Here is a 12,667-nt window from a genome sequence, read left to right as displayed (position 1 = left end):
ATCAAGCCGAGTCGATTGCCTATTGCCAAGCCCGAGCGACCCCACTTCTGCTGATGGAACAACCGACAACCGCCCCAAATGTTCCGTTAAAGAATCGCTCCCTCGCGGCGCTGCTTGCATTGACATGGCCTGGATTGGGCCACGTCTACCAAGGGCGGACCGCGAAAGGGGCTCTTTATTTTCTCTGTATTTTCGGACTTTATACGGTCGGGTTTGCCCTGGGGGAAGGAGCGAATGTGTACTGGACCTGGGTCAATCCGCTCAGAAATCCAGAGCATTTCCGACTCTACTACCTTGGGCAGTTCTGGGTGGGTTTGCCAGCCTGGCCCGCCTTGATTCAGGCTACCCTGATTCAGCAGGGATTCCAACCGTTGTTCAATGGATTCATGGCTGCTCCAATGCTCGACCTGGCGATGGACAACGGGGTCAGAGAAGTGATGCAGGACGTTGTGCGACGAGTCTTCTCACTTCATCAGAAGTATGGAGGACTGAAGGAGATCGGCGATATCTACACAACCATTGCCGGCCTTTTGAATATCCTGGCAATCTACGATGCCTTTGAGGGGCCCGCAGTTCACCAAGAGTCGACCTCAGCCTCCGAGGTTCCTTCGACACCGGGAGGGGAGTCGTCCTGATGAGCCTTCCTGCAGTGGGATTCTTGATTCCTTTGGGCCTGATCAACGCCTACTGGTTCGCCCCTCCCTTGATTTTGGTCATCAGCCTCGTCTATGCCGCGTCTCGTCATGAGGCGTGGCCCTTGATCTTCCGACATGCAACTCGATTGTTCTTGATGATCACCGGAATATTGGCGCTCGTGACCATCATTTTATTGGTGATCAACACGCAGGTTTGATCACCGAGACGAGGGCCCGGGATTGTAGAAATCATCGTCTTCCTCGTCCTGATCGTGACCGAATGATGGGTCCAGGATCACAGGTCCGAAGGCGTCAAGCAGCGGGTCGAAGTGAACCGGCGGAAGAGACGGCGCTTCCACTCGAGGCTTCGAAGGCTCCGGCTGAGGATGGGGGTTTCCAGGGCCATGAGTTGGAGGAAGACTCTCCCTGGTTGACGGTGACGGCGGTGAAGCGATTGTCACCGGATTCGGTGCCGACGGTTTCGGTGCACCATGATGGGGCGATCGATCTTCAAGCAGATGACCGACATCGGCGCGTTCGCCGAGGTAATACCGACGAACGTCAGGATTTTCGAGAAATTCGACACGATTGCCTTCCGCAACCACTCGTCCTTGATAAATCAAGTAGTTCCGGTCGGTCACTTCGAGCGTTTCACGGAATTCGTGATCGGTTAGCAAGATTCCGATATTGAATTGCTCCGCTAGCTCTCGAATTGACCCCTGAATCTCCTTGACAGTCTTCGGGTCGATTCCCGCAAAAGGCTCGTCGAGCATGATGAGACTCGGCTCGGTGATCAAGCATCGCGCGATTTCGAGTCGCCGCTTCTCGCCACCCGAGATGAACTGAGCCTTGGTGGATCGAATATGATCCAATCCAAACTGATCGAGCAACTGATCGCGACGACGTCGTCGTTCCTTGCGACCCAGATCGGAACGGGTCTCCAGGATCGCCATCAGGTTGTTCTCGACCGATAACTGGCGAAAGACGCTGGTTTCTTGCGGAAGATACCCAAGGCCGGCCCGAGCACGGCGATACATGGGGAAATGCGTGATCTCGTGACCACCGAATGTAATGGAACCGCCATCGGCCGAGATCAGGCCGATGGTCATGCGGAAGCTAGTTGTTTTGCCTGCGCCGTTGGGGCCGAGAAGGCCCACAACCTGGCCCTGTTCGACTTCAAAGTCGACACCGCAAACGACCTGACGCTTGCCGTACCACTTCTGCAGGTCGCGGACTTCCAGCAAGGCCATGGGGCCGATCCTCCTTGATCGGTGCCGTGAACGTCTGGGAGCGAGGTTACCGAATCCACTGCATCCGTTCGAAATACGGACGAAACGGGAGCCGGAAGTCTCGTGAGACGCGAATGTCGGGGCCGAACGGTCGTCCGTGAGGCCAGTAAACGAAGAATGCCTTGCCCACAATCAACTCTTCAGGCACTTCATGCGGGGCACGGTCGAGCGTGGACCAGGGCCCGATATCCCATCGTTGAGCCGCATCGTCGTAATAGACTCCTTCCGCTTCGAGACGAGACCAGGCGCGACTATCCTTGCTCCGAGGGCTGTTGTCTCCCATCATCATGTAGCGGCCGGGACGGATTGCAAAAGTCCGCGGTGCGTCAAGCCGCGCCAGTTCCGGGAATTGAGCCGGATCGGACATTGCAAGCTGAAGCCATCGGAATTCGTTCTGACCCCGGAGCATGCCGAATCCTTCCAGGTCCGAGGCATTTGGTTCCAACGTATAGTAGATGTCGCGGTGAAGAACAAGGTCGCTTACCCGAACCTCAGCCGATTCGGCTCCAATCCCAACGGGAGCCAAATCTGCCGTCGTGGGAACGAGGGGCTCTGATCGGTCCCGAACGAAAGCCACACCCTCACCAAAGGGTGTCCGACCGTTCACCCAAAGTGTCAGCCGATCGTCGATGTTCGCGAAGGCGATCCGATACTGACCTTCACTGTCGATCCCGCAATTCAGTGGTTCTGCGAGAACAGTATCATCTCGGGTCAAGGTCGCCAGACCCTCCGCCAGGTCGATGGTACAACGATTCGACACGCCTGCCTGGATGAGTTCAAGAACAAGTTGCCCTCGGAGTGCATCGACCTTGAGGTCAAACTCGATGGAAAGGTCGCTGACCCAGTGAGCCTCGACGATTGGAGGACCATTCTCCCTTCGGACTTGATTGGAATTGTACGAAGAAAAATCGTCGATCAGTGAAGCGGTGGGAGGACGCTCAGGCTTCCGTCCTCGCAGGATTGATCGCCACTGATCCTGATCGGGGATGAGATGACGATAGCGGAGCCAGGAAACCCGGGAACTCCCTGAATTTGCAGCAACAAAGGTTCCTGGCTCCTCGGTCAGTTCGGTCCAGTCGTCGGGCTCAAGGGGAGCCCAACGATGCCACTCGGGAAGTGACGCCAGGTCGATCGGCCGGTAGCGATCATCGTAGACCGGAACTTGCATCGCCCGAAGATGACGCAAGGGTTTGCGAAGGATTTGGAATGATTCGTCGCTATTGAGAGGCCGGGCGAAGAGATTGCCGCCGTGAATCATCAACTCCTCGCCTGGCAGTCCAACAAGCCGCTTGATGTAGTTCTGTTCGGGAGCCTCGGGATAATGAAAAACGACCACGTCCCAACGGGAAGGCCGATCTGCCATCGGGAGAAAGGAGAGTTTGTAAGGAAACTTCATCACCAAGATACGGTCGCCGTTGAAGCTCGGAAGATCGTCGACCTGAGTCCTGAGCCGACAGTTGGAACAAGTGCCGAAAGCAACAGGCCGACCGCTTCGAGGTTCATCGGCGGCATTTACGGCGAAGGTCACACCACATTGGGGACAGTCAACCTCTTTGTGACGCCCCATGAGGGTCGGAGCCATCGAGCCGGTCGGAATCACGAAGGCCTCTGCCGCGAACCCTCGAATTAAGAGAGCGAGCATGAACGCGACAACGATGGACTCAATCGTCTCTCGGTGCGATTCCGCAGGCCGGGCCGCCTCGGTGCGCGAGGAGGAATCAGATTTCACCTTGCGACGGTCGGCGGTCCGGGTCATGGGGCTCCCCTGGGAAGGCTCAAGGACTTGAAGCAGGCTTGGTTAACGAATGTATCGAATTTCACGAGGGTCGGGAACCCAGTACGGTTCACTGCCAAACACGCGGACGGGAACCCCCTGGCTCGGCAGATGGACGAGAAAGGGCTTCCCGAGCAGCATAGAGCCGGGAACCACGGGACTCTCCGCCCAGAAGCGGGAATCATTCGAAACCGGGCTATTGTCGCCGAGAACAAAATATTCGTCTGATCCGAGTCGATACGGCTCTCCCACTCCAAACGGTCGAGCGGGACTCTGGGACAAACCATCGGTGTAATACACATCCCGAAAAATCTTGAGATGCTTAACCGACAAGCCCGTTCCAACGACCCCAAGTGCGACGGGTGGATCGTCAATCCGCGATGATATCGGTCGGGAAGCTGGAGGCTCGAGGTCGAGAGGCTCAAACAAAGGGACGCCATCAAGCGCGACCATCAAGCGATGGTCGAAGAAGGACGCTTCAAGCGATTTCGGTCCCCTGCTCAGAGCCCAGGTCGAGGCGACCTCGGCAGCTCGGTCTTCGGTCCGAAATTCGTTCCCCAAGAAGGAAACGTGAGGGGGTTGCCGTCCATCGAGCGGAATGGTCAGCACCAGCGGATCAGGACCAGATTGGAATCGAACGGAGAGAGCTTCAGTCTCCGGACTGAGTTCGAGGCGTGCCTCGAGTGCGAGATCTTGAACCCTGCGACCAGAGCCCAATCGAGCCCCGTTGTAGGCGATGAAATCCCGAATCGGACCGTAGTTGGACCGATCTGGATCTACATGCTTGTATTCGATCCAGTCGACGCTCTGAGCTGAACTCGCGATCCCTTTTGATTGGTGTCGGAAACCAAGGGAATCAGAGGACCATCCGGTCGGTGCTCGACCCTCATTCCGAAACCGCCACCGAGGAAACCAGTCGGGGCCCGGAGGCCGGTAACGACTGTCGTGAACGAGCAGCCGTACAGCCTGCTGCTCCTCCAGATTCTTCCTGGCAATCCGATCGTTGACAAAAATGTCTCCGTGGCGGATCTCAATGGCCTCCCCAGGCAAACCGACGACCCGCTTGACATACGCTTGGTCGGGTTCTGAAGGATTTAGGAAGACAACCACCTCCCAACGTTTGGGGGGACGCCATCGAAAGAAGTTTTTCTGGACGAGTAATCGGTCTCCGGTCCGTTCGACGACGGGCGCCTGTTCGAGGTCGGCCCCACAATTGGGACAAAGGGGCCGACCGGCGTGGCCGTCTTCATCGACTCCGAGCGCAAAGACGAATGCGCACGAGGTGCATGACACATCGCGATGAACACCGAGCAGCGTCGGGGCCATCGAGCCAGTCGGGACGATATAGGCTTCCGCCGCAAAGGTCCGGACCAGGAGCATTCCGATAAAAAGGATCGGAATTGATTCAATCAACGGGCGAGATGCGGAGGGAATCGATTCGCGTCCCCCTTCCCCGCCCCTTGGCACCAGTGATTCGGGTTCGGGGGCAGACACCATGACCGTGAACGGAACTTCTGGAAGCCGTTCGGGAGTCTCGATTTGATTCATTCGACGCCCCGAATCGTGTCAAGGCCCAACCAGAAGGCATTTGTCTCATCTGTTCTCGCCGAGTCTGGCTCATTGCCATGCAATGGGTGTTCCGCAGCAGGGGGCCAGAGCAAGAGGAAGAATCAGGATTCACCGGCCTCGAGAACTGACAGAAACGCCTCCTGAGAGATCTCGACGTTGCCGACCTGCTTCATTCGCTTCTTGCCTTCCTTCTGCTTTTCCAGCAGTTTTCGCTTTCGAGTGATGTCGCCACCGTAGCATTTGGCGGTTACGTTCTTTCGAAGCGCCGAGATTGTTTCACGAGCGATGACCTTCGAACCAATAGCAGCTTGAATCGCGACCTCGAACTGATGACGATCAATCTCGGATTTCAGCTTCTTGACCAGCTTGCGTCCCCTCCGATCCGCAAAATCCCGGTGAACCACCACAGAAAGCGCGTCAACCCGATCTCCTGCCACCAACACGTCGAGACGAACCAGATTGTTCGGTCGGTACCCGATCAACTCGTAGTCCATCGTGCCGAAACCTCGGGTGGCGGATTTCAGCTTATCGTAGAGGTCGTAAATCATTTCTGCCAGTGGCAGTTCATAGGTGACAATGACTCGAGTCGGGGTGATGTAGTCGGTCTTGATGTAATTCCCGCGTCGTTCCTCGCAGAGAGACATAATCGCGCCGATGTTGTCGGAGGGAACGAGGAAGTTGACTCGGGCATAGGGTTCCCGGAATTCCTCAATCTCTCCTGGCTCGGGAATGCGGGTCGGGTTCGAGACGTAAAGCGTCTCCCCCTTCCGGGTCAAGATCTCATACGTCACGTTGGGAGCGGTCTGGACGAGTGCCAGGTCACTTTCACGTTCCAACCGTTGCTGAACAATCTCCATGTGGAGCATTCCTAGGAACCCGCATCGGAAGCCGAAGCCCAGGGCGTCGGAGGTTTCGGGTTCGAACGTGAAGCTGGAGTCGTTCAGCGCAAGCTTCTGAAGAGCGGTCCGCAGGTCCTCAAACTGATTATGAGTGGCCGGGAAAAGACCGCAATAGACAACCTGGCTGGGCTCCTTGTAGCCCGGAAGCGCCTGAGCCGCGGGACGGTGAGCATCAGTAATCGTGTCACCGATGCGGACGTCCGCCAGTTGCTTGATATTGGCGACGACGAATCCGACTTGCCCGACTCCCAGTTCCTGGCAGGGAACTTCTCGGGGTCGGAACTGACCAAGACCAATGACTTCGTATTCTCGATCCATCGCCATGAGTCGGATTTTCTGACCGACCCGGATGGTTCCGTCCATCACCCGGACATATACGACCACTCCTTGATAGTCGTCATACTTCGAGTCGAAGATCAAAGCTCGGAGCGATCCCTTCACATCACCTGAGGGAGGTGGAATACGCTCAATCAGTGTTCGGAAGAGTTCGGGAACACCGCTCCCTGTCTTGCCACTGACCGAGAGAATCTCATCGGGATCAAGGCCGAGGGTATTAAACACCTCCTCCTTGACCTCGTCAGGACGCGCGGCCTGCATGTCGATTTTGTTCAGCGCAGGCACCAGGGCCAGATCTCCCGCAATTGCCAGGTAGGCGTTCGCGACAGTCTGGGCTTGGACTCCTTGAGTGGCATCGACGAGCAGGATCGCTCCCTCGCAGGCAGCGAGGCTTCGAGAAACTTCGTAATGGAAGTCCACGTGGCCAGGAGTGTCGATCAGGTTCAGTTCGTATCGCTGACCATCCTGATCATAATGCAAACTGACAGCACGAGCCTTGATGGTGATGCCTCGTTCGCGTTCGAGGTCCATGTCATCAAGCAATTGTTCACGGAATTCGCGCTGAGAGATTGCGCCTGACTGGAGCAACAGTTGATCGGCCAAGGTGCTCTTGCCGTGGTCGATGTGGGCGACGATTGAGAAGTTACGAATAAACCTGGGATCGAAGGCCATGGGCAGTCCAGGCTGAAGGCCGGGGTCCAGCCGATCCGATGGATCGAGCCGGCAGGGCGAGCGGGTTGGGGCGTGCATCGAATGGTTGCCGATCCCAAGGAGGGATGACATCCAAGCTCATTGGGATCGAACGTCGTTGTCATCATAGCAACGAGAAACGCTTCAGGCGAGTCGATCCCGATCCTTAGAGGGCAGGTCTCTCCGATTTTTGACGTTTTCGCACTTGCCCAATTAGCTCGAAAGAGTCATTTGGAGGGGGGCTTGGACGGTCCGAAGGTCATACGAGCACAACCGGCTGCGCCAATATAACCTGCTTCTTCTCCGAGAGTTGCGTAATCGATCTTGGTTCGAGAGGCCGGCAAGGGGAAGGCCATTCGCTTGACCCCCTCTCGAATCAACTCCATGAACTCCGGACCTGCGTTCGACATACCGCCGGCAAAGAGGATGATATCGGGATTGATTGTGTGCATCATGCACACCGCCCCAACCGCAAGGTAATGCGCGGTTTCCCTCATGAGCAAGGCAGCAAGCGAGTCTCCTGCAAGTGAAGCCTCATTGATCGATCGGGCCGAGAGTTTTCCTTCCGCAAGGTGTTTCCGCAACACCGTTGGTTCGTCCGAGAGTTCGAGCGCCTCAAGGGCACGTTTGACCAGGGCCGTCGCCGAGGCATAGGCTTCCAGGTGGCCATACCCCCCACAACCGCACTGACGGCCATTTTCCATTTGGATCACGAGATGGCCGCACTCACCCCCGTGGCTATGGCTTCCCTCGATAATCCGGCCTTGCTCGACGATTCCTCCACCAACTCCCGTGCCAAGTGTGAACAGGACGAGGCTCGTGACCCCTTTGCCTGCTCCCGTCCAGTACTCGCCGTAAGCGGCGGCGTTTGCATCGTTCTGAAGGACGGTCGGCTTTTCAAGCCGGGCAGCGAGAAGGTCTCGAATTGGTAAATTTTGCCAACCCGGGAGGTTCGGAGGATCAAGGAGCATCCCTGCGGGGATGTCCATAGTTCCCGGAGATCCCAGCCCTACTGCCGCAATATCTTCCCAACTTAACCCGCTTGCCTCGACAGCCAGCCGTCCGGCCTCGGCCAGAGTGGCAATTCCGGCTTCCGGTCCCCGATCGGCATGAGTTTTGATGCGAATCGAAGAACGGGGCTGGCCGTCGTCATCGACAACCCCGCTCTTGACGTTCGTCCCTCCGAGGTCAATCCCCAGATAGTAGGGCGGGCGGTCGGCCAATGCACTCATGCCGTTCCTCGGGCGACGTTGCGAACACGATCCGAATCGGTTCGGAGTTGTTGAGAAGGTTGAAGGCAAAGCAACTGTAACGGCCACTCCGAGAACGGTCAATCAACGCACGTTGCAGACCCCAATACGGTTCGAAAACCGTAGATTATCGATACTACACATCTGATCGCAACCGATTTGATGCTCAAGGATTGCGAAGTCGAACAAGCCCCGTTAGCCTGACATCGAGGAGCCGCCAAACCGTCTTGCTCGTCTCCTCGCTTCCTTTCGAGATGCCTCCATGAGACGCCGGAATACTCTGGGCTGGGGCCTCCTTGGCCTGGTCTCGTTGACGTTTACACTGGCTGCGTCGCAACAACCGTTTACCGAACGGCCGTTTCCTGATCGGGTCAATGTGCATTACGGAAATCATCAACGCCATCGGCTGGACTTCTGGTCCGCCGGAACTGAGGAACCTGCCCCACTGGTCATCTACATTCATGGCGGCGGATTCCAGGGTGGGGACAAACGAGGGGTTCCTGCCGACTTGCTTGAGGAGTGCCTCAACTCCGGGATCTCGGTTGCCTCGATCAACTACCGACTCTCGAGGCATGCTCCCTATCCCGCGCCCATGATTGATGGTGCACGAGCGGTTCAGTTTCTTCGATCAATGGCGAAGGACTGGAACATCGACCCGGAGCGAATCGCGGCCTCCGGGGGTTCGGCGGGAGCGGGGATCGCGCTTTGGGTCGGATTTCGAGATGATCTCAGGAATCCGGAAAGCGAGGACCCAATCCATCACTACTCCAGTCGGCTCAGTTGCATGGCGGTCTTCGGAGCCCAAACGACGTACGATCCTCGTGTCATTGCAACCATCATCGGCGGCCGGGCTCATGAGCACCCGGCTTTGAGGCCATTTTTCGGTCTCACGGAAGAGCAACTTGGAACCGATGAGGCTCATCAACGCTATCAAGAGGCGTCTCCCGATACCTATGTCACCGCAGACGATCCCCCGGTATTGCTTGTCTATAATGAACCTCGGGGACCACTCTCTCCTAATTCTCCCCCCGGTAGAGGGATTCACCATCCGAATTTCGGCACCTATCTAGCGTCGAAACTTCGTGCCTTCGGTATTGAGTGTCTGACCGAACACGCTGACGACCTGACAGGACGAGGAATATCTCCCCATCATCAGATGGTTCGATTTTTTTGTCGTCATTTTCGGATCGACGGAGCTGAAGGGACCTCGGAGTTCGAATGATGCCATTCAACCGGTTGGGGCTTCGGCAAACACGACGATGCTGGTTCGTTCAGAGTGCAATGATCGTATTGGTCGGCTCATTGCGTTCCCTGGCCGGAGAAACCGAAGTTCCCGATCGTGAACAGGATCGGTTGGAAAAACTCCGCGAGCGAGCGGCTGACGCGGGTTTGCCAGAGCTTCAGCTTCATGAAGGGGAACGGTACGTCGCCCTCGGTTCGGCTCCCGACGATTTCATGCAAGGAGCGCTCAAACTCTGCGAAGGCCTGGCAGACGATTTCCTGGACCATTTTCATGCCAGACAGTTCAAGGTCGAAGCGCCGACAGACAGGATGACTATCGTTGCGCTTGCACATCATGATCAGTTCCGCCGATTTCTAGGAACCGATCTTCCGACCGACGTGACCGGCATCTATGAAATTATTTCGAATTACCTGGCACTCTACGACGGTCGGAGTGGGAGTCCGGCGGGTCTCCAGGCTGAACGAGCGAATTCAATCACCTTGTTCCATGAAGCCACGCATCAGCTCACCTTTAACTCCGGTTTGCTCGATCGTCACGCCGAGATCCCACTGGCATTTCTGGAAGGGCTGGCAATGTATGGTGAAGTTCGACGACCCGATGGGAAAACCAGAATCGGAGCGGTGAATCGCGAGCGACTTGGGGTATTGGTGGGAGAGCTCCAACGGGGCGGATCGCTGTTCCCGATGTCGGACCTGATCAGCTCTGACGATCTCTTCGCCCAGGAATCGACCGTGCAGATGGCGTATGCTCAGTCCTGGCTAATGATTTACGGCTTGATGCGCGAGAAACGAGTGGCTGAACGCTTGCGGACCTACCTGGAGGAACTCCGACTACCTCAACCATCTCGACCCCGCCTTGAGGTGGCCAAGGAGTGTCTGGGTGATCTAGAGCAACTCGACGCGTATTTCCGCAGTCTCCTCGTGCGTCTCAGTCGAGGGAGGTGACCCATTCTTGTGATCGGTCTCGATTAGCCGAGCACAGGATTGAGCCCCATATTCTCCCGCATCTCGGCACGGTGTTTTTCGTAGTGCATCAAAAGGCGTCGATCCTTACGGTGTTGCCGTTCCTTCTTTGCTTGAGCACGCACAAAGAGCCGGCGGAAGCTGTTGCTGGTTAGTTCTCCACGATTTGCGTAACGTGCTCTCAAACGCTTTGCAGGCTTTTCACCGAACGCCTCGATCAGTTCATCCTGGAGCGAAAGGAAAAACTGAACGTGACCAGGATCTCCTTGTCGAGCTGATCGTCCGGCGAGCTGGCGATCAATCCGGTACGATTCGTGACGTTCAGTCCCGAGCACGTGAAGCCCGCCCAGCTGAGCGACCCCGTCTCCGAGTTTGATGTCGGTTCCTCGACCCGCCATGTTCGTGGCAACCGTGACCCGGCCAGGCTGACCGGCTTGCGCAACGATTTGAGCCTCGATTGCGTGGTTCTTGGCGTTGAGGATCTGATGTTCAATCTTCGCCTCGTTCAGCAACGCGCTGAGCTTCTCGGACTTCTCGATGGAACGAGTTCCCACGAGAACCGGAACGTTCGTCTTGTTGAGGCGAATAATTTCCTGGGCCACGGCCTGAAATTTTTCGTCCTCAGTTGAAAAGACGCGATCCTTGACCCAGGTCCGGCGACTCGGTTTGTTCGTTGGAACGGGAAAGACGTGAACCTTGTACGTTCGTCGCAACTCTGAGGCATCGCTCCGAGCCGTGCCCGTCATCCCCGAAAGTTTGCCATATCGCTTGAAGAACTCCTGAACGGTCACTCGAGCGGCGGTGATGGTTTCCAGGGTGATTTCGAGGCGTTCCTTGGCCTGAATGGCCTGATGCAACCCATCCTGCCATTGGCGACCGGGCATCAAACGGCCGGTGAACTCATCGACGATCACGACGTCGGGCTGTCCTTTTTCATTTGGAGCGACCACATAATCCTTGTCTCGGATGTACGCAATTTGTGCCCGTAACGCGCGTTCGACGTACTCGTACAGCTGATCGACCGTGAGCATGGAAAAGGCCGAATGGCCGGCTCTGGCCTGAACCTTTCGTCTCCCAGCGGCGTTCAGTTCCGCCTTACGCTCTAAAGGATCATATTTAAAATCTTTGATTCGGACCAGAGTCGCTGCAATCTCGTCGGCCCCAAAGTAGGCCGAGGCCTCTTCCTGAGTCGGTTGGTTGTTCGCACCGATGATGAGCGGTGTTCGAGCCTCATCAATCAGGATACTGTCGGCTTCGTCGATGATCGCGTAATGGTGGACTCGCTGCACCGGACGAGAGGATTCGGCAGTCGTTGCCCCCTGTACAAAAGCTTGCATGAAGGTCTTGCGGTGATTGTCGCCGTGTTGAAATTTCTTGAGCTGGTCTCGGAGGAAGTCGAAGCCGAATTCCTTGCCGGTCCCATAGGTAATGTCGCAACCGTAAGCGGCTCGACGAATGGAGTCATCCTGGCCGGTCTGGATGCAGCCGACGGTGAGGCCAAGCTTATGAAAGATGGGAGCGTTCCATTCCGCATCGCGATGGGCGAGGTAGTCGTTGACGGTGACGACGTGAACGCCTTTCCCACTGAGTGCATTGAGGTAGGCCGGCAAGGTGCAGACGAGGGTCTTTCCTTCTCCGGTTTCCATCTCGGCAATTGATCGGTGATGGATGGCGATCCCACCCATTAACTGCACGTCGTAATGACGCATTCCGACAGTCCGCTTGGCCGACTCTCGAACCAGTGCGAACGCCTCTACCAGGAGCTTATTGACCGGGTCCCCCTGGCGGGCCCGCTGGCGGAGCGCATAGCTTCGAGCAACGATCTGCTCGTCCGACTCTTTCTCCAACGTCGGCTCCAGGGCGTTGATTTGTTCGATCAAGACCGCAAACCGACCGTATCGGGCCGGATAGGTCGGCCCGGCGATCCCCTTCGCGCGGTTCAGCCAGTTGGGTCCTAGTCGATTCGACATCGCCCCGATCTCCCCGATGCTCCCGGTGTTCCGCCATCACGCCGATCCGA

Annotated in this window: 10 protein-coding genes; 4 read left to right on the top strand and 6 right to left on the bottom strand. The window is 56.8% G+C overall.

The annotated features are described in order from the left end of the window. Window positions 1–53 precede the first annotated feature (53 nt). Window positions 54–635 carry a DUF6677 family protein gene (locus HG800_RS21090; protein ID WP_169979193.1) on the top strand — a complete coding sequence of 194 codons (582 nt, stop codon included), beginning with the start codon at window positions 54–56 and terminating at the stop codon, window positions 633–635. Then, window positions 635–853: a hypothetical protein gene (locus HG800_RS21085; RefSeq protein WP_235963856.1), complete on the top strand. Its 219-nt coding sequence runs from the start codon at window positions 635–637 to the stop codon at window positions 851–853. Before HG800_RS21090 ends, HG800_RS21085 begins: the two co-directional genes overlap by 1 nt. Here the strand turns inward: HG800_RS21085 and lptB are convergent, their stop codons facing one another. The 5 genes from lptB to HG800_RS21060 form a co-directional block, all read right to left on the bottom strand. After that, window positions 854–1,885, bottom strand: a complete 1,032-nt coding sequence (gene lptB / locus HG800_RS21080; RefSeq protein WP_169979191.1) for an LPS export ABC transporter ATP-binding protein — start codon at window positions 1,883–1,885, stop codon at window positions 854–856. 46 nt (window positions 1,886–1,931) lie between these two features. Next, on the bottom strand, window positions 1,932–3,680 hold the full coding sequence (locus HG800_RS21075) for a S26 family signal peptidase (RefSeq protein WP_169979189.1): 1,749 nt from the start codon (window positions 3,678–3,680) through the stop codon (window positions 1,932–1,934). A gap of 42 nt (window positions 3,681–3,722) precedes the next feature. Then, on the bottom strand, window positions 3,723–5,246 hold the full coding sequence (gene lepB / locus HG800_RS21070) for a signal peptidase I (RefSeq protein WP_169979187.1): 1,524 nt from the start codon (window positions 5,244–5,246) through the stop codon (window positions 3,723–3,725). 122 nt (window positions 5,247–5,368) lie between these two features. Continuing rightward, the gene (gene lepA / locus HG800_RS21065) at window positions 5,369–7,174 is read right to left on the bottom strand and encodes a translation elongation factor 4 (RefSeq protein ID WP_169979390.1); all 1,806 of its coding nucleotides are present in this window, start codon (window positions 7,172–7,174) and stop codon (window positions 5,369–5,371) included. Window positions 7,175–7,419: 245 nt separating this feature from the next. Further along, complete coding sequence (locus HG800_RS21060; protein WP_169979185.1) at window positions 7,420–8,424, bottom strand: ROK family protein; 1,005 nt, start codon at window positions 8,422–8,424, stop codon at window positions 7,420–7,422. 280 nt (window positions 8,425–8,704) lie between these two features. Here HG800_RS21060 and HG800_RS21055 point away from each other — a divergent pair, with 280 nt between their 5' ends. Both HG800_RS21055 and HG800_RS21050 read left to right on the top strand, forming a co-directional pair. Beyond that, complete coding sequence (locus HG800_RS21055) at window positions 8,705–9,664, top strand: alpha/beta hydrolase (RefSeq protein WP_169979183.1); 960 nt, start codon at window positions 8,705–8,707, stop codon at window positions 9,662–9,664. Continuing rightward, entirely contained in the window at window positions 9,661–10,629 is a 969-nt protein-coding gene (locus tag HG800_RS21050) for a DUF1570 domain-containing protein (RefSeq protein ID WP_169979181.1), read from the top strand. The genes HG800_RS21055 and HG800_RS21050 overlap by 4 nt, the downstream gene beginning before the upstream one ends. Window positions 10,630–10,652: 23 nt before the next feature. On the opposite strand, the gene HG800_RS21045 is transcribed toward HG800_RS21050, so the two are convergent. Further along, window positions 10,653–12,617 carry a preprotein translocase subunit SecA gene (locus HG800_RS21045; RefSeq protein WP_169979179.1) on the bottom strand — a complete coding sequence of 655 codons (1,965 nt, stop codon included), beginning with the start codon at window positions 12,615–12,617 and terminating at the stop codon, window positions 10,653–10,655. Window positions 12,618–12,667: the final 50 nt, after the last annotated feature.

Origin of the sequence: Tautonia rosea, from assembly GCF_012958305.1 — a bacterium.
In the GTDB taxonomy this organism is placed as follows: domain Bacteria; phylum Planctomycetota; class Planctomycetia; order Isosphaerales; family Isosphaeraceae; genus Tautonia; species Tautonia rosea.
This window is presented reverse-complemented; position numbering and strand designations above follow the sequence as displayed.

Excerpts from the sequence above, each read along its gene's own strand:
- HG800_RS21090 (WP_169979193.1), top strand. The coding sequence starts at position 54 with ATGGAACAACCGACAACCGCCCCAAATGTTCCGTTAAAGAATCGCTCC.
- HG800_RS21085 (WP_235963856.1), top strand. The coding sequence starts at position 635 with ATGAGCCTTCCTGCAGTGGGATTCTTGATTCCTTTGGGCCTGATCAAC.
- lptB (WP_169979191.1), bottom strand. The coding sequence starts at position 1,885 with ATGGCCTTGCTGGAAGTCCGCGACCTGCAGAAGTGGTACGGCAAGCGT.
- HG800_RS21075 (WP_169979189.1), bottom strand. The coding sequence starts at position 3,680 with ATGACCCGGACCGCCGACCGTCGCAAGGTGAAATCTGATTCCTCCTCG.
- lepB (WP_169979187.1), bottom strand. The coding sequence starts at position 5,246 with ATGAATCAAATCGAGACTCCCGAACGGCTTCCAGAAGTTCCGTTCACG.
- lepA (WP_169979390.1), bottom strand. The coding sequence starts at position 7,174 with ATGGCCTTCGATCCCAGGTTTATTCGTAACTTCTCAATCGTCGCCCAC.
- HG800_RS21060 (WP_169979185.1), bottom strand. The coding sequence starts at position 8,424 with ATGAGTGCATTGGCCGACCGCCCGCCCTACTATCTGGGGATTGACCTC.
- HG800_RS21055 (WP_169979183.1), top strand. The coding sequence starts at position 8,705 with ATGAGACGCCGGAATACTCTGGGCTGGGGCCTCCTTGGCCTGGTCTCG.
- HG800_RS21050 (WP_169979181.1), top strand. The coding sequence starts at position 9,661 with ATGATGCCATTCAACCGGTTGGGGCTTCGGCAAACACGACGATGCTGG.
- HG800_RS21045 (WP_169979179.1), bottom strand. The coding sequence starts at position 12,617 with ATGTCGAATCGACTAGGACCCAACTGGCTGAACCGCGCGAAGGGGATC.